Raw genomic sequence first — 24,021 nt, 5'->3', positions numbered from 1 at the left:
AAAGTTTCACAAAAGTACAAAGGATTGTTTTAAAAACATGCAATTAATGATGCAAATCTGTTCGGGTCATGATTGTAAATTTAATCCACTTTGCTTGGTTTTGGCAATAGCTTTTAATTCAAGGCAAAAGGTGCAGACAAACGAAATGTAGGTACAATTACTTTGAAAGTTTTTGTGGTGGTAAAATTGACCATATTGAAGAATCCTTTCATGGCACCATAAGGTGAGGCCAACAAACAGCCGGAATTATAAGTATGTGATTCGCCTGGTCTTAAAACTGGTTTTTTACCAATTACGCCTTCGCCATCCACAATTTCCCTGTTGTTGAGGGAATCGAAAATTTCCCAATGACGTGAAACTAATTGTACGGAATCTTTACTGTGGTTTTCGATGGTGATTTGATAACTGAAGGCAAAATGAATTTTGTAGTTCTTGAAGTAGGTACCTTCAAAACTAGTCAAAACGGAAATTTTAATACCTCTTGTTATTTGTGAAACCATTGTAATTGAGTACTAATGAGTTTAATATATCGCAAATTTACAAAAAAATGGGTTTGTTTTGCAGTTTTAAAAAATGTTTTTTTAGTTGGTAATTACATTCGAATTTGCGGTTGCTTTTCCAATAACTCGATCGTAGCGGTCGCTGTTTTCGCGATAATAAACCAATATGGAATAATCATTTTCGGTTTGCCAAAAATTGCCGTCTATAGCTTTTTCGGCATCCACGTTCCCTTTTTCGTCAGCCACCTGATATTGATAATTGGCAAACCCTTGTTTTATTAAAACGGCTTTTTCATATATCTTTTTTTCGGCATTGAAATCCATTTTGTACTCGGGCGACAAACTGTAATTATTGAACATTCCCGTCACATAAATGCCTTTCTTCGACATAAATGCGGGAGCCGAAAGACTGAAATAAACCCAGGCATAATCTGCTTCAATATCGTTTTTTACCGAACTGATGTTGCGAACCACGAAATTTCCATTGACATCCGGAGTTACGGAATATGGAAAATTTCCTCTGGCATTATTGGTATATAAATTAGAACTGTAAATCCCAGTACTTGAATTTACTCTTGAAACATTATTGGCGGCGGCTCTAATATCATTATTGTCGAAATACAAAAATTCGTTTCCAGCCCAAAATTGGGTTTCGGTATCGTATTTATAAATTAATTCGTTGCCAATGGTGTATTGTGGCGCTATGTTTTTGATGGCGGTGTTGAACTGGCCGTTTTGAAACAAGACCACTTTTACGTTTTTCAAGGGATTTTGAAAATTGAGCACGAGTGAACGAACCGAAAACTCGATATTGTGTTTATAATCTAAATAGTTTGCAGTTCGGGCACGTCTTATTTGCATGGGAACAGTAACTAAATCTTCATAAAGGATAAACTTCCTGGAGAACACCACATCTTTATTTTCGTCCAAGATTTTCAGGATGTAATTGCCACTGATTCTTAATTGCGTGAATTGGTTTGGAATGGGCAATCTATAATGCGAATAGGTTTGCAGGGTGTTAACGGAATTCTCGTATTCTTGAATTCTTTGCCCGTCGAAACCTTTTAAATATTCGGTTTTTGGAATGTCAGTTGGTTTCCAATTGTAGTCGCAATGCACGATTTCGTAATAATAATTGGCTTCATTTCCGAACAAATCATCAAATTGAAATTGGAAACCCGAACCCAATTCGAATATGGGAACTACATTTTCATTGTTTTGTATGAAGGTCGTGGTTTTGATGTTATAAGGCGGAACTACCTCGGTTTCTGTTTGTGCAACAGCCGAAGTGACGATAAAAAGCAATAGTATTTTTCGAAAAAAAGGAGCAAGCATAATTTCGTAATTGTTGAATGGTAAATATAACGAATTATGCTTTGCTAAATTATGTTGAAATAAAATTGGATGATTTTCGGTTTATTTAAAACAAACCGGAATAATTTCTCCTTTGGCCAAGCAATATTTCTCTACCAATTCTAGAGCGATTTTATTGGTATAATCTTCTTCAATTACAGTAAAACCAATGCTTCTCAATTTGTCAAAATAATCGCGACCATAAATGCGAACGTGATCGTACTGCCCGAATATTTTGGCGCGTTCTTTTTGGTCAGTGATAGAATCGTCGGCAAATGTCACTTCTCTTTTTAAGTCTTGCGGAATTTGAAGAATCGCCATTCCACCCGGTTTCAAAACTCGGAATAATTCCTGCATTGCCTTGGTATCGTCTGGAATGTGTTCCAAAACGTGGTTGCACAAAATAACGTCGTATTGATTGTCTTCGAAAGGCAAATTACAGATATCCGCTTTCACGTCTGCCAATGGCGAAAATAAATCGGTTGTGGTGTAATCGAGATTTTTTTGCTTGCGAAACAATTTATAAAAAGCCTGTTCCGGTGCAAAATGCAATACTTTCTTTTTTGCCGTGAAAAAATCGGTTTGTTCGTTTAGATACAACCACAACAAACGGTGTCTTTCCAACGAAAGAGTACTTGGCGAAAGTACATTGTTGCGTTGTTTTTCGTATCCATAAGGCAACATTGACTTGAAACTTTTCCCGTCGATAGGATCGGTAAAATTAGTTCCTTTTAACGAAAATGCGATAATTGGTCGCGCCACATAACTCAAACGAATTAATATTGGACGCGGAATGGTATTGAGGATTAATTTAAAAAGTTTTTTCATTATAAAACCAATGGTATTTTTCTAAACTCGTCTTCTTCATTGCTTTCAATTCCCAAAGCTTTATAGATATAGGCGAAAGTGGACAAAATCTCTGGTTTTCCGTCAATGATTGCAACGTCATGTTCGAAATGGGCAGATGGTTTTCCGTCGGCAGTAAGGATTGTCCAACCGTCTTTGAGTTGTTTTATGTTTTTGGTTCCCATATTGATCATTGGCTCAATAGCAACGACCATTCCTTCAACGAAAAGTTTTCCGCGACCTTTTTTACCATAATTGGGCATTTCAGGGTCTTCGTGCATCTTTTGACCAACACCGTGTCCTACCAATTCGCGAACCACTCCATATCCGTGGGCTTCGGTGTATTTCTGGATGGCATTACCCACGTCTTCCACGCGGTTTCCTATTCTTAATTCACGTATTCCTACGTACAAAGATTCTTTGGTAACCTGCAATAATTTTTTGGTTTCTGGAGCCACTTCTCCAATCTCGAATGAATAAGCGTGGTCTCCGTGGAATCCGTTTTTATAAGCGCCACAATCTACAGAAATCACGTCACCACTCTCTAGCGGTTTGTTGTTCGGAATTCCATGCACCACTTGCGCATTTGGACTCATGCAAAGCGAGTTTGGAAAACCATACAATCCTAGGAAACTTGGTACTGCACCATGATCACGAATGAATTCTTCGGCTAACTTGTCCAGATGTAAAGTGGTAACTCCAGGTCTGATTTCAGAAGCAATCATTCCTAATGTTTTGGATACGATTAAAGCACTTTCGCGCATTAATTCTATTTCTTCTCTTGTTTTTTGGATAATCATTTTTGTAAAATAAGTGGCAAAAATACAATTTTATTTATAAAAAAAGCTTCTCTGTTTTGGAGAAGCTTTTTTATAAAATTACTATATGATTATAGAAGTGAATGTCTGGTCATAATTTCAGGTTTTTCAACGCCCATCAACGCCAAGACAGTCGGAGCTAAATCGCCTAAAACGCCATCATTAATCGCCTTCAATTCATTGTCAACCAAAATAATAGGCACTGGATTTGTAGTATGCGCCGTGTTTGGACTTCCGTCAGGATTTATCATCGTTTCGCAATTACCGTGGTCTGCAATTACCAATGTCGTGTAACCATTCGCCAAGGCCGCAGTAACTACTTTTTCGACACATTTGTCAACCGCTTCACAGGCTTTTATTGCTGCACTCATCACTCCTGTATGCCCCACCATGTCTCCATTGGCAAAATTCAGACAAACAAAATCAACATCGCCTTTTTCCAGTTCAGGAACCAAAGCATCGGCTAGTTCATAAGCACTCATTTCGGGTTGCAAATCGTATGTGGCTACTTTTGGAGAGTTTTTCAAGATGCGGCTTTCGCCCTCAAACGGCAATTCTCTACCACCAGAAAAGAAGAAGGTCACGTGTGGATATTTCTCTGTTTCGGCGATTCTGATTTGTTTTTTGCCCGCTTTTTCCAAGACTTCACCAAGGGTTTCCGTGATGTTGTCTTTGTTGTAAACGACTTTTACGTCCTCGTAAGTTTCATCATAATTGGTAAGCGTAACATAATACAAATTGAGTTTGTGCATGTTTTGCTCGTGGAAATCTTTTTGAGACAAAGTTTCGGTCAATTCACGCCCCCTGTCGGTTCTGAAATTGAAAAATATCACGACATCATCTTCTTTAATTATAGACAATGGTTTGTCGTTTTCGTCAACCGCAATGATAGGGTCGATAAATTCGTCTGTTATATCTTTTGCATAACTCTCTTCGATGTTTTTTACAATATTTCTCGAATGAGTTCCAGCTCCATTTACCAATAAATCGTAGGCAACTTTCACTCTTTCCCAACGTTTGTCACGATCCATTGCATAATAACGCCCCACAACAGAAGCAATCTTCACAGAAGTTTTCGCCGTATAATTTTCTAAATCCTGAATGTATTTTGCACCTGATCTTGGATCAACATCACGTCCGTCAGTGAAAGCGTGAACAAAAACTTTCTCTAAACCAAAATTTTGGGTTGCATCGATTAAACCTCTTAAATGAGAGGTATGGGAATGCACTCCACCATCAGAAACCAATCCTAAAAAGTGAACGTCCACGTTTTTGTCTTTGGCATATTGGAAGGCGTCAACAAGTACCGGTTCAGTGTTTAATGTTTTATTTTCAACGGCAAGATTTATTTTTGCCAAATCTTGATAAATAATTCTTCCTGCTCCAAGGTTCATGTGTCCCACTTCGGAATTTCCCATCTGACCTTCAGGCAAGCCAACGTTCAATCCGTCGGTTCTAAGCTGTGCGCTTGGATATTTTTTGTATAAACTATCGATGAAAGGAATGTCTGCATTGTCAATTGCCGAAACTTTAGGGTCTGGAGATTTTCCCCAACCGTCCAGAATCATGAGGATTACTTTTTTGTTCATTGTGTTGTATTTTTATGCAAAGATAAAGCATTTATAAAAATGTTTTAGATGATAAAAATCACTATTATGCATTTTATTGTGTAAAACAAGAAGTGTTTTCTTAAAATTAATGCATTTTCAATACTTGCCTCTCAAGGAATTATAGTCAATATAGTAACGCAAACTAATCGAAAAAATATTGGTCATGTTGCCTCCAAAAAGATTACTGAAATTGTCTTGCGCATTCTTCTCGACAAGATTGGTGTTTTCCAATGCATAATTTCGATACAAAACCGAAAGTTCGCTTCCTGGGGCAAACCACCAAGAATAAGAAAAATCTAAATTCCAAGAATTGAAATTTCTGTCTTTATTCTCGGAATAACCTGGGTTTGGCATTAAATAGCCGTCATCTTGCAACGTGAAAAATTCGTGATTATCAGAATAGGACCAGTAATATCTTGCTATAAGATTAAAAGTCATTTTGTTGGTGATAGAGTATTTACCGGTAAAATAATGTTGCAGAATTTCTCGATTGCGCTCGGCAAAAATAATATCGTCATTGTCAAAATCTACCCAACCCCTATCGTTTGTCATACGGGTATATTCGAAGTTGTAAGACAATGAAAATTTATCGTTGAACCTGTATTTTGTCCCTCCAAATACCCTGTAAATATTTCTGTTTTCTTCATCAAATTTTTCGGTCGAAAGTTCAATTTCATAATGAAAAGGCCTGGTTTCATCTGAATAAAACTGTCCATATCCTATAATGCTTTTAGGTTTGTAAACATAGCTTCCATAAGAACGCGGTTCGTAAAAATCGTATCGATCCAAGGGGTTAATTTGAAAAAGAAATTCTAAATAATGGTTTTTTAATGTTGTCGCCTTAACAACAAGCTGATATCGAGCATCCTGTATTTTCCCAGTCGTGTTTTGCTGATCAATATTTATGTTTTGTGATGCCTTAAAAGTATTGAAAACAGTTGTGGGGTTGACTATTCTATAACTTGATTCGGCATAAACACCGTGATAATTTGTAACAAAAATAATTCCCAAATCATTTATATCATAATTATCGGATAGATATTTAGCCGAAAACAAATACCTGAATTTTCCGCTGGTTTTGGCAAAATTAATGGCAGTTTTATAACCATCGTAATCTTTCACGTCATTGACATAACTACATTTAAAGTCTCCATATAAATTATAGGTATTGTCTTTTGTATTCAAATCGAATAGTAAAGCCGAAGCATTGGCATCCCTGAAATTTCCATTTCTAACAGTATTCGTGTTAACAAAAGACACTGATGAATTTTGATTGAATCGTTGGTCTAAAACCAATACATTATAATTGGTCAAAGGCGATATTACTTCTTTTCGTGACACATTTGTTATGGTGTCGCGAATGGTTGCATACGTTTTTTCGGTAACGGCATTCAAAACCCCAATTCCCAAACCTTTTTCCGTTCGACCAGAAACTTTTACGGCATTGATTAAATCAACAGTGCTTGGATAATCCGTGACTTCCTCGTTAATCTTTGTTTCTGGCTGAATGATCGGTTCGCCGCCAATTCTTCTGGAATAAAACATCCCGCCTTTTGCAAACAAGTCGGTTGCTTCAGTGAAAAAAGGCCTGTTTTCGTTAAGAAGCTGTTCGAAAGGTTCCAGATTTAGAATGGCATTGTCAAATTTTGTTTGTCCAAAATCAGGAACTAATATGGCGTCAAGCGTAAAGGCATCATTTATTCCGTATTTGATATCCATTCCCGCTTTGAAGGTTTTATCGGAATCAAAATTATTTTGTTGATAATAGGCCGAGCTGTATGGAATCAAGAAAAGTCTTGTTGGCGTTTTTATGTTTTGAATTCCTTCCAGGATTCCTTCTTGCGTAATTATGGAACCAATTTTAGTATCAATATGATTCCAAGTGTATTTTTGGAAATCACGTTTTATTTCACGCATAAAATTGATGCCCCAAGTTTGTTTTTCGGCTTTTGAAAATCGTAGGGCAGCATAAGGAATTTTCATTTCAACAACCCATCCAAAATCGGTTAGGATCACTTCGCTGTTCCAAATGGCATCCCAAGAGTAATCCTCGCTGTCTTCTATGGCCAAACAATCCATTTGCACTCCGGCAGCACTAACAGAAAACCTGAAATCTTGTTGTCCATCATTGTAGCCATTTATGGAAACCGAAAAATGGTCGGAAATCCCGAAAACATCCCTATTGGTTAATTCTTTTGAAATTTTATTGGGCTCGTCATCTTGCAATACTGCCAAAACATAAATGGCGGTATTGTCATAAAGAATTTTCACTTCCGTCTTCTTGCTGTCGCTAATAGGTTTTCCATTATCCGGTTCAAACATGACAAAATCGGAAGCAATCGGAGCGGTTTTCCAAGCCTCTTCGGTGATTTTTCCGTCAATGACAATGTTTTCTACAGTTGATTTTGCCTGAAGTGTCTTTTTTTGGCCATAAGAACTAAAATGGATAAAAACCAAAATAAGTAGAATTGAAGAGTAAAACTTCGGCATATATTATGATTATGGTTAAGCAAAAATAGTAAAATTAACACAAAAACAAAGTTTTATGTGATTTTTAATATGCGGTTAGCGGGCGGAATCAACGGCTAAATCATATTTTTTTCTTAATTTTTCAATAAAAAAGCATTTATGTCGTACATTTGCAGTCCTTAATCTGAAGCATAACCTATACATTATCAATGATTTATAAGATATTCCCTTCTATTTTGTTTTTGTTGTTTTCAATTTTTCCAAACGAAACAAATTGTTACAATACAGAAACTTCCAAAATTCAAGAAGTTGTTGTTACAGCCGAATCTACTTTTGATTCTAAAGTAGACACGATTTATAACTCATTGAATTCTAGTCAATTTGAATTACCAAATCTCGAAAGTTTCAAAGAAGCCTTGAAAGGTTTTTATTTATTGAAAGAGAAAGGGGTAATACAAAAAGACATTTTAACCTTGGTTGATTTTAGTTTGTCTTCCAATGTCAAAAGACTTTGGGTAATTGATTTGTCCACCAATACCATTTTATACAATTCCTTGGTTGCCCATGGAAGAAATACCGGAGAGGAATTTGCCAACAGTTTTTCGAATGCCAATAGCTCTTTCAAAAGTAGTCTAGGGTTTTATGTAACGGGCGAAACATACAACGGCAAACATGGAATGTCCTTGAAACTGGACGGTCTGGAAAAAGGAATTAACGACAATGCCAGAGAAAGAGGCGTGGTCATGCATTCGGCAAATTATGTTTCAAATTCATTCATAAAATGCAATAAAAGATTGGGAAGAAGCCAAGGGTGTCCAGCTATTCCACAAGAATCTTTAAATAAAATAGTCAACACGATAAAAAATAAATCTTGTTTATTTATTTATCATCCTTCAAGAAGTTTCAAAGAAATTGGCAATTTATTTTCTTAATTTATCGTACAAATCGGCATCAAGTTTATAGATGTCTTCTCTAAAAATCAACTTGTTATTTTTACTCCAAGCTGTCCAATATAAAATATGGATAGGCAATTCTTTTTTTAGGGCAATCTGTTTTGTTTTTTCGCTTTGGAGCGTTTCGGTAATTTTTTCTAAATTCCAATAGGCTGGATCATCCAATAAATATTCGGCCAATTCCAATGGTTTATCAACTCTTACACAACCTGAACTCAAGGAACGCATTGATTTCGTGAAATAATCTCGATGGTTTGTGTCGTGCAAATAAACTGAAAAACGATTGGGAAAAGTAAGTTTGACCATTCCCAACGAATTAAATGTTCCTGGACTTTGCACATAACGATAACTATTTGCTTTCGACAACGTCCAGTCCTTTGCCAAAACAGTATCTCCGTTTCCATCATATATCTTGATGTTTGTTTGAACCAAATAGTTTAGATCTTTTGATATGGAAGGAATCACGTCCTCTTTTAAAATTGTGGGAGGAACAGTCCAAGTAGGATTAAAAATGGCGTGAGTCAATTTTGACGACAGAATCGGGGTTTTTCTTTCGACTCTACCCACGATGACTTTATACATTCTTATGGTGTCTTCGCCGTTGATCAATCTCAATTTATATTCAGGAATATTGATGATGATGTATTCATTTCCCATATCTCTTGGAAACCATTTCCAGCGTTCCAAATTGGCCAGAATTTGCCCTTTGCGTTGTTCTTTCGAATAATTGAGTGATTCAATTGTTCCTTTGCCAATAACACCATCAGCCGACAATCCGTGACGGAATTGAAATTTTTTTACGGCTTCGATAGTCCTGCTGTCGTAAACATTAGACAAACTGTCTTTTGACTGTAAATCTTTCCAATAAATCAATCTTTTTTTAATATCAATTAGCGAAGGATTGGTGTCATTCGCAACAATTTTATTTGACGTTTCTATCCTTGCAAAAGTATCGTTTGGCAAATCGTCAATAATCTCAAGTGCTTTTTTTAATTTTTTATATACTATATGATTGGGTTTTAGTTGTTCGATTTTATAATCCAATGAATCGCTTTTAAGCATCCCTGCAATAGTTTGATTGATGTCGATTTTATTTTCTTTCAAATCCCAATCGGGATATAATGCTCTGGGATTTAATTTTCCGGTTGTCAGGTGTGAAATGTATTTTTGAAAACTGCGAGTAAGCAAAACATCATAGTTCACTATTTCATTGCTACTTAAAACAGCTCTTTTTCTTTCGTATTTTTGCAATTTAGTTATATTGTAATCAGCTGGATTCAGTCCTTCTTCTTCAGAAGCAATAAGATATTTTAATATGATTCCCCTATTTTCTTTTGATTGCCAAATGGTCCTGTAGCCAGTAGACATGTAAAACTCTTTCAGTACTTTGCTGTTGAAGGGAATGAGCAAAAGGCTGTCAACCGGAAATGATTTTCCTTCGGGTTGAATAGTTGGAACAAAAGTCGATGTTTTGGGAGTTTTGGGAGTTACTTCCTTTTTTATCACTTCTTTTTTACAACTGAAAATACTGAACAACAATACTAAAATAAAAAATCTATTCATTTTTACTTTTTTTAAACATCACAATGTGCTCACCAACATCAGGAATTTCAAAAGGAGTTCCTGTTTTTTGGTATCCCCCTTTTTCATAAAACCCAACAGCTTCCGTTCTTGCATTAAACCAAATCAAGTCCACGTCTTGTCTTTTGCATTCTTTTTCACAATGAGCGAGGAGTACTTTGCCAAAATCTTTTTTCCTGTGATTTTCCAAAACTGCCATACCTCGAATTTGATACTGATTTTTTTCTGAAAAATTGGGATTACTTTTAAGGAACAATGAAATGATGCCAACTAATTCCTGATCCAAATAAAGTCCAAAATGCAGGGTCGTTTCCAAGTCGTCACCTTCAAAGTGACAACTCTCTATTGGTTTTCCCTTTCGAAGCACGGGAAGCCGCACCGAATAGGTCTCCACGGCCGCTATTTTTTTTATAATTCCCATAATGATATAAAAATAGTGAATTTCTAACGATTTAGTTTTAAATCGGTTATAAAAAAAATAAACTTTTTGGATAAAAAAATCAAAAAAAAGCTTGCAAAGAACTTGAATTCTTTCTTATATTTGCACCACAGTAATGCGAAAGTAGCTCAGTTGGTAGAGCTCCAGCCTTCCAAGCTGGTTGTCGCGAGTTCGAGCCTCGTCTTTCGCTCTAAAAACCTCAAACGAAAGTTTGGGGTTTTTTATTTTAAACCATGTCTGTCCTGAATTCTTTAAAACAAAAAAAATCCTAAACCATCATCTCGATAATTTAGGATTCCTGTTAACTGAAACTAAAAACTACGAACGAACCTTCTGTTCCCATTTCCAGGCACTTTCCATCGCTTCTTCCAATGTCGATTGTGCTTTCCAGCCCAGAACATTGTTGGCTTTATCGGTATTGGCGTAAGCCGATGTAATATCTCCCTCTCTTCTGTCTACAATTTTATACGGCAATTTTTGACCGCTTACTTTTTCGAAAGCGCGAATCACTTCCAGAACCGAACTCCCTGTTCCTGTTCCCAGATTAAAGATTTCAACTTTGTCCAAATTCTTTTTTTCCAACAAGCGTTCCATCGCGATAACGTGGGCTTTCGCCAAATCGACTACGTGAATATAATCGCGAACTGCCGTTCCGTCTGGCGTAGGGTAATCATCCCCGTAAACCGATAATTCTTTTCGCAAACCGAATCCCGTTTGGGTAATAAATGGCACTAAATTTTGGGGAACTCCCAATGGCAATTCACCAATTTCAGCCGATGGATGTGCTCCAATAGGGTTAAAATAACGCAATAAAATTGCATTGATATTGGTCACTTTGGCCGCATCCGTTATAATTTCTTCTCCTATTTGCTTGGTATTTCCGTAAGGCGACATCGCTGTTTGAATAGAAGCATCTTCCGTAATGGGCATTTTTTCTGCTTGACCGTAAACCGTGCAAGACGAACTAAAAATGAAGTTGGATTCCGGTAGTTTCTGCAATTCTTGAAGCAAATAAACCAAGCTGTTGATGTTGTTTTCATAATACAACAATGGATTTTCAACGCTTTCGCCAACCGCTTTTGAAGCTGCAAAATGAATTACTCCCGAAACATCTTGATGCTTTTTGAAAAAATCTTGCACTTTTTCTTTTTCACGCAAATCCAACTTTTCAAATTGCGGCTTTTTGTTTGTGATGGCAACAATTCCTTTCAAAACTTCTTCCGAAGAATTCGAAAGATCATCAACAATCACGACTTCAAAACCCTTGTTTTGCAATTCAACCACGGTATGCGAACCGATAAAACCCAACCCTCCTGTTACTAGTATTTTCATCTTTATTTATGTTGTAGGTAATTTAAAAGCTTGTCTGGCAATGAGCAACCATTTGTTTGCTTGTTTTTGCCAAACCAGTATTATCCCGATTTTTATATCTTTATCTACTCCGCCATCTTTAGTATGAGCAACTAAATTGTGACGAACGATGGCAGCATCGCCAACAATTTCAATGGTTTGATCCTGAAAATCAATCGTTACGAAATCAGACTCTCCATTCACGATTTTCTCTATAAACACCGCTTGATTTTGAACAACTCCACTAGAATGCCCGTAACTTAAACCCGCAGAAGTAAGTTCCTTCAATGCATTTCCATTGGCATCAATCATTGCTTGACGCAAAGTTTCGACACGAGCCGCAACAGCTTTTTCTTCTTTAGATTTGGAATTATTCTGGGCTAAACCTGAAAACTGGAATAAAACTACCGCAAGAATTGTCAAAAAATATTTCATGGTTTTTATTTTAAAAATTCCAAAACTGAATCCGTAATAAATTGGATTTGTTCATCGTCTAATTCGGTGTGCATTGGCAACGCGATTACTTCTTTCACCAATCGGTTCGTCACTGGAAAATCTTCTTCTTTGTAACGCACATCCACGTACGCTTTTTGCGAATGCAATGGAATTGGATAATAAATTGCACAAGGAATTCCTTTACCCAACAAATGTTGCATCAATGCGTCTCTGTCGGCATCTATAATTCGCAGTACATATTGATGAAAAACGTGATCGTCCCCATTTGAATCGAATGCCGGCGTAATAATGTTTTTGTTCCCCTCGAAAGCTGCATTGTATTTTGATGCCGCTTCACGACGAGCCAAATTGTATTGGTCCAAGTTGGGCAATTTGGCATTCAAAACCCCAGCCTGAATACTGTCCAATCTTGAATTCACACCCACCACGTCGTGGTGATAGCGCTCGTACATTCCGTGGTTTACAATTCCTCTAATAGTATGCGCCAAAGCATCGTCATTGGTAAAAATTGCTCCACCATCACCGTAACATCCCAAGTTTTTGGAAGGAAAAAACGAAGTTGCCCCCACATGTCCAATTATTCCAACCTTCTTTTTACTTCTATCGGCAAAAGTATAATTGGCTCCAATAGCTTGTGCATTATCTTCTATTACATACAGATTATTTTCTTTGGCAATAGCCATAATCGCATCCATATTGGCGGCACGACCAAACAAATGAACTGGCACAATCGCTTTGGTTTTTGGCGTAATCGCTCGTTTAATGGCTTCGATGGAAATATTCATGTTGACCAAATCCACATCGACCAAAACTGGCGTCAATTGCAACAAAGCAATAACCTCAACAGTCGCAGCAAATGTAAAATCGGCGGTAATAACCTCGTCGCCCGGTTTCAAACCCAGTCCCATCATGGTAATTTGCAAAGCATCGGTTCCGTTGGCACAAGGAATCACGTGCTTTACATCAAGGTATTCTTCTAGATTTTTTTGGAATTGGTGAACTTGTGGTCCGTTAATATAAGTGTTGGTATCAAGAACCTCTTGAATTGAAGTATTTACGGCGTCTTTTATTTTATCATATTGACTTTTTAAGTCAACCATTTGTATTTTTTTCATTTAACCTTTTGTTTAAAGTTCTTTAAAACAAAGTTTCCCCAGTTTTAAATTTGGAACAAAAATAGGGATTTTAAGAGAATGATTTTATAGATATTTAAAAGAAAACGTATTTTAGCCGCAGAAATTTTTTGATATGCTTTTCCTCTACACTATAATTGTTCAAATTGCGAATTTTTCATTAAAAATCGTGGCGCTATTCAGTCCAAAAATCAAACTTTTCATAGATGGACGCAAGCCTGTTTTTGAAATTTTGGCCGCAAAAATAAAAACAAACGACAAAACCATTTGGTTTCATGCCGCTTCTCTTGGCGAATACGAACAAGGTTTGCCGGTCATCGAAAAAATAAAAGAAAAATTCCCTAATCATAAAATCGTGGTGACTTTTTTTTCGCCTTCGGGTTATGAAGTTCGCAAAAACAATCTTGTTGCCGACGTTACAGTCTATTTACCGTTGGACACCCAAAAAAATGCACAACAATTCTTGAAACTGGTTCATCCAGAAATGGTTTTCTTCATCAAATACGAGTATTGGCCCAATTATTTGAACGAACTTCGCAAACTAGGAACTCCAACCTATTTGATTTCAGGAATTTTCAGGGAAAATCAAATGTTCTTCAAATGGTATGGTGGATTTTACAGAAAAGCTCTTGAAACATTCACTTACTTTTTTGTACAAAATGAAAGCTCCAAAAAACTGTTGTTGCAATTAGGCAAAACCAATGTTGCCGTTTCTGGAGACACACGTTTTGACCGGGTGGCCACAATTTTGGAAAAAGACAATTCTTTGGATTTTATTGAAACATTCAAAAACGACACCTTGACTATTGTTGTTGGAAGTTCGTGGCCAAAAGACGAAATTTTATTAGTTGATTATATTAATCAAACTTCTGAAAAGGTCAAATTTATTATTGCTCCGCACAATATCAAACAAGAACAAATTCAGGAATTAAAAAATTCTATCAATAAAAAAACAGTTTTATTCTCGGAGAAAGAAACTAAAAATCTAACTGATTTTGACGTATTCATCATCGACACCATCGGGATTCTAACCAAGATTTACAGTTATGCCGACATTGCCTATGTTGGTGGCGGTTTTGGAAATCCAGGAGTCCACAACATTCTGGAACCAGCCACTTTTGGCGTTCCAATCATTATTGGCTCTAATTTCAGCCATTTTGCAGAAGCAACGGCCTTGGTAAACATGGAAGGCTGCATTTCTATTGCCAATAAAAAAGAGCTTTTTGACGCTTTTTCCAATTTGATCGACAATGATGACATCCGTCACGAAAAAGGACATATTTGCAGCACTTTTGTACAAATGAACAAAGGAGCAACAGCCATCATCATGAACAACATTTCTTAACATAAACTAACTGGATTTCGCAGTCCTAATTTTCATTTAAAGACTAAAAAAATAGTCACGACTGAACGATTACAACATAAATCTAAATTTTAATAACAAATAAACCCTGACAGCTTTATCATGAAGCTAGACAAGATAGTTATAAACATATCCTCGAAAAAGCCATGCACGACGCCGATTTTTTTAAAACAATACAAGATTTCAGCAGATTGCTTTATTGATGCACGAGTTCAGACGAAAGAGAATAGCACAAATGAATATTATTTTTCAAAAAAAATATAAAAAAATATTTTAACTATTAAAAAATTTATATCTTTGCCCCGAATTAATAATTAACCTTTTATAATTAAGTAAGATGAAAAAAGTACTTTTAAGTTTAGCCGTTGTTGCTGTTTTGACTGTTGTATCATGTAAAAAAGCTGAAGAAGCTCCTGCTGCTGAAGCTGTAGATACTACTGCTGTTGCTGTAGATACTGCTGCTGTTGCTGTTGATACTGCTGCCGTTGCTGCTGATACTACTGCTGCTGCTCCAGCTGCTGAAGCTCCAGCTGCTAAGTAATTCTAAATTACGCAGAAAAAAAATAAGCTACGCATTGCGTGGCTTTTTTTTGCCCTGTTTTGAACTAAATTTCAAACACAGGCTTCAGACGACCAATTAGTCATTTGCAAGAAAAACAAAAAAGCCATACACCGAAAGTGTTATGGCTTTTTTGTTACCAAACAGAATCACTTTTATTCATATCTAAAAAAATACAGTAATCCACTCTTCGACATTAGTAATCATAACCGAAAGTTTCTAAAAATAAAAAACCGCAAAGAATTAAAAATTAATTCTTTACGGCTTTCTAGTACTCAGAGCGGGACTTGAACCCGCACGAACATTGCTGTTCACTGGATTTTAAGTCCAGCGTGTCTACCAATTTCACCATCCGAGCATTTTGCTTTTTGGATGTTATATCTAAAATTTTCAGGAAAAATTAATTAAATACAACCACCATCGAGTATTCAATGACTTTGAGCGAAAAACGGGGCTCGAACCCGCGACCTCGACCTTGGCAAGGTCGCGCTCTACCAACTGAGCTATTTTCGCATTTTCATTCTAAAAAGAACCAATACTTGTTCTGTATTGCGGATGCAAATTTAATACATTAATTCAATTACACAAGCCTTTTTAGCAAAAAATATACCAACAAAATATAACCTTCTGATAACCCTAACTTTAAATTCAACAAAACTATTTTTTGATCAGCATTCTTTTAATTTCATTGAGTTTCATCAAGGCTTCCATTGGCGTAATCGTGTTGATATCGAGACTCAAAATCTCTTCTTTGATTTCTTCCAACAAAGGATCGTCCAGATTAAAGAAACTCATTTGCATCTCGTCCTTGGCTGATTTGATTCCGCTCAAAGCCTCGCTGGAATGATCTTTCTCTAATTTCTTCAAAAGCTTTTGGGCTTTCAAAATCACGATTTGCGGCATTCCCGCCATTTTTGCCACGTGAATTCCAAAACTATGCGCACTTCCTCCTTTTACCAGTTTTCGAATAAAAAGCACGGTGTCTTTTAATTCTTTTACCGAAACATTATAATTCTGGATTCTAGGCAATGATTCACTCATTTCGTTCAATTCGTGATAATGTGTTGCAAAAAGCGTTTTAGGTTGCGAAGGATGTTCGTGTAAAAACTCAGCAATTGCCCAAGCGATGGAAATTCCATCATAGGTACTAGTCCCTCTTCCAATCTCGTCCAACAACACCAAACTTCTGTCGGAGATATTGTTCAAGATAGAAGCCGTTTCGTTCATTTCGACCATAAAAGTAGATTCTCCCATCGAAATATTATCAGAAGCTCCTACTCTGGTGAATATTTTATCAATAATTCCCATTCTAACACTATCTGCCGGGACAAAACTTCCCATTTGAGCCAAGAGCACAATTAAAGCCGTTTGACGCAAAATAGCCGACTTTCCAGACATATTTGGTCCGGTAATCATTATTAGCTGCTGTACTTCTCTATCCAGGAAAACATCATTGGCAATATAAGGCACACCAACCGGCAATTGTTTTTCGATAACGGGATGTCTTCCGTTTTTGATTTCCAGTTCGAATGTTTCGTCCAATTCTGGACAAACATATTTATTTTCGACAGCCAATTGCGTAAAAGAACACAAACAATCCAATTGCGCCACTAAATTGGCATTCATTTGAACGGGTTTGATATAAGTCGCAATCCAATTGACCAATTGCTCAAATAATTCTACTTCTATTTTATGGATTTTTTCTTCGGCACCTAGAATTTTGGTTTCGTATTCTTTTAATTCCTCGGTAATATAACGCTCCGCATTGACCAAAGTTTGCTTGCGAATCCATTCCGTTGGAACTTTATCTTTATGCGTGTTTCGAACTTCAATATAATACCCAAACACATTATTGAAAGAAATTTTCAAGGATGAGATTCCCGTTCTTTCGGATTCTCTTTTTTCAATTCCTTCCAAGAATTCTTTTCCCGAAGTGGAAATGGCTCTCAATTCATCTAACTCGGCATTGATTCCTTTAGCAATCGCATTTCCTTTGGCAACAGCCACCGGCGCATCTTGATTCAAGACCGTTTTGATTTTTTCTCGCAATAAATCGCAGCTATGTAAACTATCTCCAATTACTTTTACGGCTTCTTGCGGACTTTCCAACGCCAAAGTTTTTATTGGAATAATGGCATCCAATGATTCTTTCAAATAAACCACTTCACGTGGCGACACTTTTCCAGCTGCAATTTTCGAAATCAAACGTTCCAAATCTGAAATTTGTTTGATTTGTTTTTGAATGTTTTTCAACACTTCCTGATTCTCTTTCAAATACGAAACCACCTGATGACGACTTCGAATTTTAGCAGCATCTTTCAAAGGCAATGCCAACCAGCGTTTCAGTAAACGACCACCCATTGGCGAAAGCGTTTTATCGATAACATCCAAAAGTGTCACCGCATTGGGATTGTAACTGTGATACAATTCGAGATTTCGAATTGTAAATCGGTCCATCCAGACATAGGCATCTTCCGCAATACGCTGAATCGCCGTGATATGTTGCACTTTGTTATGCTGCGTTTCGGATAAATAATATAGAATCGCACCTGAAGCAATAATTCCTTCCTTTAATTCTTCGACACCAAAACCTTTCAAAGAAGTCGTTTGAAAATGCTTGGTCAACGTTTCAAAAGCATAATCTTCTTTATAAATCCAGTCTTCCAAGTAAAAACTATGATAATCCTCTCCAAAAGTCTGCCGAAAATCATTTTTATTGTTTTTAGGAACCAGAACTTCGCTTGGATTGAAATTCTGCAACAACTTATCTATATATTCTGCATTTCCCTGTGCCGTAAGAAATTCGCCTGTAGAAACATCCAAAAATGAAATTCCTATTGATTTATTGGCAAAATAAATAGCCGCAAGGAAATTATTGGTTTTCGATTGCAAAACCTCGTCATTCATGGAAACTCCGGGAGTCACTAATTCGGTAACACCACGTTTTACAATGGTTTTGGTCATTTTTGGATCTTCAAGCTGATCGCAAATCGCGACACGAAGTCCGGCTTTGACTAATTTTGGCAAATAGGTATTAATGGAGTGATGTGGGAAACCTGCCAGAGCCGTCTCTGTTTCAGAACCCGCACCACGTTTGGTTAATGTTATCCCTAAAATTTTGGACGCACGAATGGCATCTTCACCAAATGTTTCATAAAAATCTCCCACCCTAAACAACAAACAAGCATCAGGATATTTCCTTTTGATTTCGTTGTATTGCTTCATTAAAGGCGTTTCCTTGGCTACTTTTTCTTTAGATGACAAAATTTATTTATTTTAATTTAACAGGAAGCGAATTTATAGATTTTATGGCGAATAAATAAGCACTCTGAAATTTTAAAATATTTTTAAGCAAAATTTAAGATGGAATTTCGTTTTTTTACATAAATTTGTCTCTCAATCAAAAAAACAATTGCGATGAAAAAATTAATTACACTTTCAATAGCCCTATTGGCATTTACTTTTTGTAATGCTCAAGAAACAACAAAAACTACAAAACCAGTAAAAAAAACCACTGCAAAAGCAACTACACCCGCATTACCTAAAGTAGAAGGCGCAGGAATGGTTTTCGTGTCTGAAACGATTGATTACGGCACCATCGCCGCAAACTCCGATGGAAAACGTGAATTTGTATTCACCAACAACGGCAACAAACCGTTGATCATAACAAATGCCACTGGTTCTTGTGGCTGTACCGTTCCAACTTATTCCAAAGAGCCAATTGCTCCAGGTGCAAAAGGTGTTATTGGCGTAAAATATGATACTTCAAGAGCTGGACAACCATTTACAAAAACAGTAACAGTAACCTCGAATGCAGCAGGAAGTCCTTCAAAAACCCTTACAATAAAAGGTAATGTATTGGCCGCTGATGCTCCAAAAAGCTAAATTCAAAATTAATATCCTAAAAAAAGCTTCCTCATTCTGGAAGCTTTTTTTATTTGAACACTCAACCATATACATATGAGAAAGCTAGAAAACAGCGAGCTCGATCGAAAATCCATTGAAGATTTTAAAGAAGCCCAGAAAACACCCATCATCATTGTTATGGATGATATACGCAGTTTACACAACATTGGTTCCGTATTCAGGACCGCCGACGCTTTTTTGATTGAAAAAATATATTTGTGCGGCATCACGGCCACTCCTCCCAACAAGGAAATTCACAAAACGGCTCTCGGCGCAACCGAAACCGTGGCTTGGGAACACGCTAAAGACGTTCTCGAAGTCATCAAAAATTTGAAAACAGAAGGTGTAACCGTACTCGCTATCGAACAGGTTGAAAGCGCTACTTTTCTTCAAGATTTCAAAGTGGAAAAAGACAAAAAATACGCCTTGGTTTTCGGAAATGAAGTATATGGTGTATCTCAAGAAGCGGTTGCATTGTGTGATGGCTGTATCGAAATTCCACAATTAGGCACCAAACACTCCTTGAACATTTCAGTAAGTACAGGAATCGTGGTTTGGGATTTGTTCAAAAAAATGAAATGGAATTTGTAACTATTTTTTGATTTTTTTGTGCTAAATAATTAATTTAAAGGGTTTATTTTATATCTTCCGTGAACTTTTTTTTAAAGAAATTAATTTTAGCATGAAAAAACTTTTTTTACTGTTTATTCTTTTGTCTAGTTTTTTCGGGCAAGCCCAATATACTGCAATTCCTGATGTAAATTTTGAGCAGGCCTTGATAGATTTAGGAATTGACAGCGGATCAATTGATGGCAAAGTCCTTACTGCGAGTGTAGATAATTTAAAATCCTTGGAAGTTCCAAGTAAAAACATTTCAAATCTAACAGGAATTCAAGCATTTGTAAAATTAGAAAGATTAAATATTGGAAGCGCAGGCTTAACTAATCTCAACAAAATTAGCTCTCTAGATCTTTCCAAAAACACAAATCTTACTGATTTGAACTGTCAAAGGAATAATTTATCAAGTCTTGACACTTCTGCCAATACTGCTTTAATTATATTATTTTGCGATTATAACCAATTAACTAATTTAGATATTTCCAAAAATACAGCTTTAGAAAAAATTTCTTGCTCGGTTAATCAATTAACTTCTTTAGATGTTTCTAAAAACATGGTTTTAAAACAATTATTTTGCGGAAATAACCAATTAACTAGTTTGGATGTTTCTAAAAATACAGCTTTAGAAAGTTTTGCTTGCAACAATAACCAATTACCTAACTTAGATGTTTCTAAAAACATAGCTTTAAAAGGATTATCTTGCGGCAATAACCAATTAACTAGTTTAGATGTTTCTAAAAATACAGCTTTAGAAAATTTTGGTTGCAACAATAACCAATTACCTAACTTAGATGTTTCTAAAAATACAGCTTTAGAAACTTTTGATTGCAGCAATAATCCATTTATTAATTTAGATGTTTCTAAAAATACAGCTTTAGAAACTTTTTATTGCAACAATAACCAATTAACCAATTTAGATGTTTCTAAAAATGTAGCTTTAAAGCGCTTTTTTTGCAGCAACAACCAATTGACTAGTTTAGATGTTTCTAAAAATACTGTTTTGTGGAATTTTGAATGCAGTTATAATCCATTTACTTATTTAGATGTTTCAAAAAATACTCTTTTATTTTATTTTAAATGCAATAATACTCAATTAACTAATTTAAATTTAAAAAATGGAAATAATAAAACAATTATCCCCATTAGTTTAAGTTTAACATCTAACCTAAGGCTAGGATGCATACAAGTCGATGATGCAGCTTATTCTAACGCCAACTGGTCTTCTAGAAAAGACGCCGCAGCCAGTTATTCTGAAGATTGTGGCTATAAAATAACTGCTCCTATAATAACCCCTCCTGTAATTACGGCAACAGGAAATCAAACTTATTGTCCCAGCACAAGCATCAAAATAGTTACTGGAGTAACAATAACTCACGATCCATCCGAAACAGGTACTGATGCCATTTATATTCAAATATCTTCAGGCTATGTTTCAGGTCAAGATTTATTAGCACTAGCTAATCCTCTTTTACATCCCACAATTACAACATCTTGGAGTTCTTTAGAAGGAAAACTAAAACTATATAGTCCAACAGGAATTCCGGTTACTTATTCCGATTTTGAAGCTGCAATCAAAGATGTAACATTTACTAATTCGTCAATATCTCCTTCTGGAACTAGAGATTTTTCTATCAATTTAGGTTTTGGAACAGCCAATTATTTGCCATCAAATGGACATTTTTATGAATATGTTCCGAGTTTAGGAATTAATTGGACAAAAGCAAGAGATGAGGCTGCTGCAAAAACTTATTATGGCTTACAAGGCTATTTAGCAACGTTAACAGCTGCAGACGAAACTCAATTAGCAGGAGCTCAAGCACCAGGAACTGGATGGATTGGTGGTAGTGACGCAGCAACAGAAGGTACTTGGAAATGGGTAACTGGACCCGAAGCGGGTACTACTTTTTGGATTGGAAAAGGCAATGGAGCAACAACTCCTCCTTTTAATTATGCTAATTGGAACACCTCTGGCAATGAACCTAATGATTCAAACAACAACGAAGATTATGCTCACATAACAGCACCTGCACTAAATAGAATAGGAACTTGGAATGACCTTAGAGAAACAGGAGACCCAATTACCAACCCTAATTACTACCCCCAAGGATATATCGTGGAATACGGAGGCATGCTTGGTGACCCTGTACTTCAAATTTCGGCAAGTACCAAGATTACCATCCCTAAAATCACCAGCACGAGTCCTAGTTCAAGATGCGATTCTGGAAGTATTACGCTTCAAGCCACTGCCAGTGATGGTATTGTAAATTGGTACACAAATAGCACTGGAGGGATTCCGATAGCAACAGGAAATTCATTTACCATTACAAACCTTGCAACCACGACGAACTATTATGTTGATGCAACGAATGGAAGTTGTCCAAGCATACCAAGAACTGCAATTACGGCTACCATAAATACCACGCCAACCATTACTTCAACCACACCGACATCTCGTTGCGATACCGGGACAGTAACACTGGGAGCAACTGCTTCGGGAGGAACAATTAACTGGTATGCTGTCCCGACAGGAGGAACCGCATTGGGAACAGGAACCTCATTCACAAGTCCAATCCTAGTATCGACGACCACTTATTATGTTGATGCCACTGCATCTGGATGCACATCAACAACTAGAACTGCAATTATCGCCACGATTAATACTTCTCCAACAATTACTTCGACCACGCCCGCATCTCGTTGCAATTCAGGAGCGGTAACATTGGGAGCGGTAGCCTCGGCCGGAACAATCAATTGGTATAACGTGCCGACTGGAGGGACTTCATTGGGAACTGGAACTTCATTTGCGACTCCAAACCTTGCTTCAACGACCACCTATTATGTTGACGCGACTACATCTGGCTGTTCAAGTCCAACAAGAACTGCCATTATAGCCACCATCAACATTCCTCCAACAATTACTTCTACAGCACCGGCTTCTCGTTGTGATACCGGCACAGTAACACTGGGAGCAACCGCTTCGAATGGAACAATTAACTGGTATGATGTCCCGACAGGAGGAATAACATTGGGAACTGGAACTTTATTTACAACTCCAATCCTTACGACCACAACTACTTATTATGTTGACGCAACTACATCTGGATGCACAGCACTGACGAGAACTGCCATTACGGCCACCGTCAATATTTCTCCTTCAATTACTTCAACTTCTCCTGCATCTCGTTGTGACACAGGAACAGTAACAATTGGCGCAACTGCTTCGGCCGGGACAATTAATTGGTACGATGCAGCAACTGGCGGAACTGCATTGGGAATTGGAACTACATTCACTACTCCAACCATAACATCGACAACTACTTATTATGTAGACGCAACCACATCTGGATGCACAAGTCCAAGGTCAGCCGTAGTGGCGACAATATACCCCGTTACCTCCATCAATGAAGAAGTTGTGTTATGCCAATCTGAAACAGCAACATTGGACGCTTCAATCCCGGGAATGAATTATTTATGGTCTCCAGGCGGCGAAACCACACAAACCATTGTTGTTTCAAGCATTGGCGATTACAATGTAACTATTAGCTCGCCTTTAGCAAATTGCGATTCAAAAAAAAACTTCAAAGTCATAGAACATCCAAAACCAATAATCAAGGAAATTGTTGTTGACGAAAATTCCATAACAATACAATTAGATAATCCTGAAAATTATTATGAATTTTCGATTGACGGAGAATTATTCACGGATTCCAATCAATTTTCACACATCCCAAGTGGACAGCATACCGCTTATGTCAGGGAAAAAAACGGCTGTAATTTATTAGACCAAGATTTTACAATATTTACGATTTCAAAATATTTCACTCCAAACAATGACGGATTTAACGATCTTTGGGAAATAAAAGAAATGAAGAATTTCCCTAACTCAAGAGTAGAAATTTTTAACCGATATGGAAAACTATTAAAACAACTTAATTACAGAAATTCAGGATGGAACGGCACATTCAATGGTTTAGAATTACCCGCCGATGACTATTGGTATGTATTAAAAATGGAAGATTCCAAACCCGAAATAAAAGGGCATTTTTCCTTAAAAAGATAATTTTAAA

The 24,021-nt window shown here is 36.7% G+C and carries 18 protein-coding genes and 3 tRNA genes; 7 read left to right on the top strand and 14 right to left on the bottom strand.

Annotated features, from left to right (window positions below; translation table 11 throughout):
- Positions 1-113 precede the first annotated feature (113 nt).
- The 6 genes from apaG to BUC16_RS05120 all read right to left on the bottom strand — a co-directional run bounded on the left by apaG (position 114) and on the right by BUC16_RS05120 (position 7,617).
- Positions 114-500: a Co2+/Mg2+ efflux facilitator ApaG/CorD gene (gene apaG / locus BUC16_RS05145; RefSeq protein ID WP_073368426.1), complete on the bottom strand. Its 387-nt coding sequence runs from the start codon at positions 498-500 to the stop codon at positions 114-116.
- 81 nt (positions 501-581) lie between these two features.
- Complete coding sequence (locus BUC16_RS05140) at positions 582-1,835, bottom strand: type IX secretion system plug protein (protein ID WP_073368424.1); 1,254 nt, start codon at positions 1,833-1,835, stop codon at positions 582-584.
- Positions 1,836-1,916: 81 nt separating this feature from the next.
- A complete protein-coding gene (locus BUC16_RS05135) occupies positions 1,917-2,681 on the bottom strand; it encodes a class I SAM-dependent methyltransferase (protein ID WP_073368423.1) in 765 nt (254 codons plus the stop codon).
- Positions 2,681-3,499, bottom strand: a complete 819-nt coding sequence (gene map / locus BUC16_RS05130) for a type I methionyl aminopeptidase (RefSeq protein ID WP_073368421.1) — start codon at positions 3,497-3,499, stop codon at positions 2,681-2,683. Before map ends, BUC16_RS05135 begins: the two co-directional genes overlap by 1 nt.
- Before the next feature lie 89 nt (positions 3,500-3,588).
- Complete coding sequence (gene gpmI, locus BUC16_RS05125; RefSeq protein ID WP_073368419.1) at positions 3,589-5,106, bottom strand: 2,3-bisphosphoglycerate-independent phosphoglycerate mutase; 1,518 nt, start codon at positions 5,104-5,106, stop codon at positions 3,589-3,591.
- A 117-nt stretch (positions 5,107-5,223) separates the two neighbouring features.
- Positions 5,224-7,617: a DUF5916 domain-containing protein gene (locus BUC16_RS05120; protein WP_073368417.1), complete on the bottom strand. Its 2,394-nt coding sequence runs from the start codon at positions 7,615-7,617 to the stop codon at positions 5,224-5,226.
- A 188-nt stretch (positions 7,618-7,805) separates the two neighbouring features.
- Between BUC16_RS05120 and BUC16_RS05115 the strand changes: the two genes are divergently transcribed.
- On the top strand, positions 7,806-8,528 hold the full coding sequence (locus BUC16_RS05115; RefSeq protein WP_073368416.1) for a murein L,D-transpeptidase catalytic domain family protein: 723 nt from the start codon (positions 7,806-7,808) through the stop codon (positions 8,526-8,528).
- Here the strand turns inward: BUC16_RS05115 and BUC16_RS05110 are convergent.
- Positions 8,517-10,112, bottom strand: coding sequence for a L,D-transpeptidase family protein (locus tag BUC16_RS05110; protein WP_073368414.1), 1,596 nt, complete (start codon positions 10,110-10,112; stop codon positions 8,517-8,519). The genes BUC16_RS05115 and BUC16_RS05110 overlap by 12 nt on opposite strands.
- Complete coding sequence (locus BUC16_RS05105; protein WP_073368413.1) at positions 10,105-10,551, bottom strand: GNAT family N-acetyltransferase; 447 nt, start codon at positions 10,549-10,551, stop codon at positions 10,105-10,107. The genes BUC16_RS05110 and BUC16_RS05105 overlap by 8 nt, the downstream gene beginning before the upstream one ends.
- Before the next feature lie 135 nt (positions 10,552-10,686).
- Between BUC16_RS05105 and BUC16_RS05100 the strand changes: the two genes are divergently transcribed.
- A tRNA-Gly gene (locus BUC16_RS05100) sits at positions 10,687-10,759 on the top strand.
- 128 nt (positions 10,760-10,887) lie between these two features.
- On the opposite strand, the gene galE is transcribed toward BUC16_RS05100, so the two are convergent.
- From galE to BUC16_RS05085, 3 genes are read right to left on the bottom strand one after another with little or no spacing between them, the layout of a single operon-like run.
- Positions 10,888-11,901, bottom strand: a complete 1,014-nt coding sequence (gene galE, locus BUC16_RS05095; RefSeq protein WP_073368411.1) for a UDP-glucose 4-epimerase GalE — start codon at positions 11,899-11,901, stop codon at positions 10,888-10,890.
- A 6-nt stretch (positions 11,902-11,907) separates the two neighbouring features.
- Positions 11,908-12,354: a nuclear transport factor 2 family protein gene (locus BUC16_RS05090; RefSeq protein ID WP_073368410.1), complete on the bottom strand. Its 447-nt coding sequence runs from the start codon at positions 12,352-12,354 to the stop codon at positions 11,908-11,910.
- A 5-nt stretch (positions 12,355-12,359) separates the two neighbouring features.
- Entirely contained in the window at positions 12,360-13,490 is a 1,131-nt protein-coding gene (locus tag BUC16_RS05085) for a DegT/DnrJ/EryC1/StrS family aminotransferase (protein WP_073368408.1), read from the bottom strand.
- 133 nt (positions 13,491-13,623) lie between these two features.
- On the opposite strand from BUC16_RS05085, the gene BUC16_RS05080 reads away from it, so the two are divergent.
- Together BUC16_RS05080 and BUC16_RS05075 are read left to right on the top strand one after the other, a co-directional pair.
- Positions 13,624-14,853: a 3-deoxy-D-manno-octulosonic acid transferase gene (locus tag BUC16_RS05080; protein WP_073368407.1), complete on the top strand. Its 1,230-nt coding sequence runs from the start codon at positions 13,624-13,626 to the stop codon at positions 14,851-14,853.
- Positions 14,854-15,208: 355 nt separating this feature from the next.
- Positions 15,209-15,412 carry a hypothetical protein gene (locus tag BUC16_RS05075; protein WP_073368405.1) on the top strand — a complete coding sequence of 68 codons (204 nt, stop codon included), beginning with the start codon at positions 15,209-15,211 and terminating at the stop codon, positions 15,410-15,412.
- A 290-nt stretch (positions 15,413-15,702) separates the two neighbouring features.
- Here BUC16_RS05075 and BUC16_RS05070 read toward each other — a convergent pair.
- The 3 genes from BUC16_RS05070 to mutS form a co-directional block, all read right to left on the bottom strand.
- A tRNA-Leu gene (locus tag BUC16_RS05070) sits at positions 15,703-15,788 on the bottom strand.
- Positions 15,789-15,870: 82 nt separating this feature from the next.
- Positions 15,871-15,943 (bottom strand) — tRNA-Gly (locus BUC16_RS05065).
- 144 nt (positions 15,944-16,087) lie between these two features.
- The gene (gene mutS / locus BUC16_RS05060; protein ID WP_073368404.1) at positions 16,088-18,694 is read right to left on the bottom strand and encodes a DNA mismatch repair protein MutS; all 2,607 of its coding nucleotides are present in this window, start codon (positions 18,692-18,694) and stop codon (positions 16,088-16,090) included.
- Positions 18,695-18,847: 153 nt separating this feature from the next.
- Here mutS and BUC16_RS05055 point away from each other — a divergent pair, with 153 nt between their 5' ends.
- The 3 genes from BUC16_RS05055 (at position 18,848) to BUC16_RS05045 (ending at position 24,014) form a co-directional block, all read left to right on the top strand.
- Entirely contained in the window at positions 18,848-19,315 is a 468-nt protein-coding gene (locus BUC16_RS05055) for a DUF1573 domain-containing protein (protein WP_073368402.1), read from the top strand.
- Between the two features lie 75 nt (positions 19,316-19,390).
- The gene (locus BUC16_RS05050; RefSeq protein WP_073368400.1) at positions 19,391-19,927 is read left to right on the top strand and encodes an RNA methyltransferase; all 537 of its coding nucleotides are present in this window, start codon (positions 19,391-19,393) and stop codon (positions 19,925-19,927) included.
- Positions 19,928-20,018: 91 nt separating this feature from the next.
- A complete protein-coding gene (locus BUC16_RS05045) occupies positions 20,019-24,014 on the top strand; it encodes an Ig-like domain-containing protein (RefSeq protein ID WP_073368399.1) in 3,996 nt (1,331 codons plus the stop codon).
- Positions 24,015-24,021 lie beyond the last annotated feature (7 nt).

The organism is Flavobacterium fluvii (genome assembly GCF_900129545.1).
GTDB lineage: Bacteria > Bacteroidota > Bacteroidia > Flavobacteriales > Flavobacteriaceae > Flavobacterium > Flavobacterium fluvii.
Note: the sequence above shows the minus strand (reverse complement) of the source record. Positions and strands in the feature narration are given on the sequence as shown.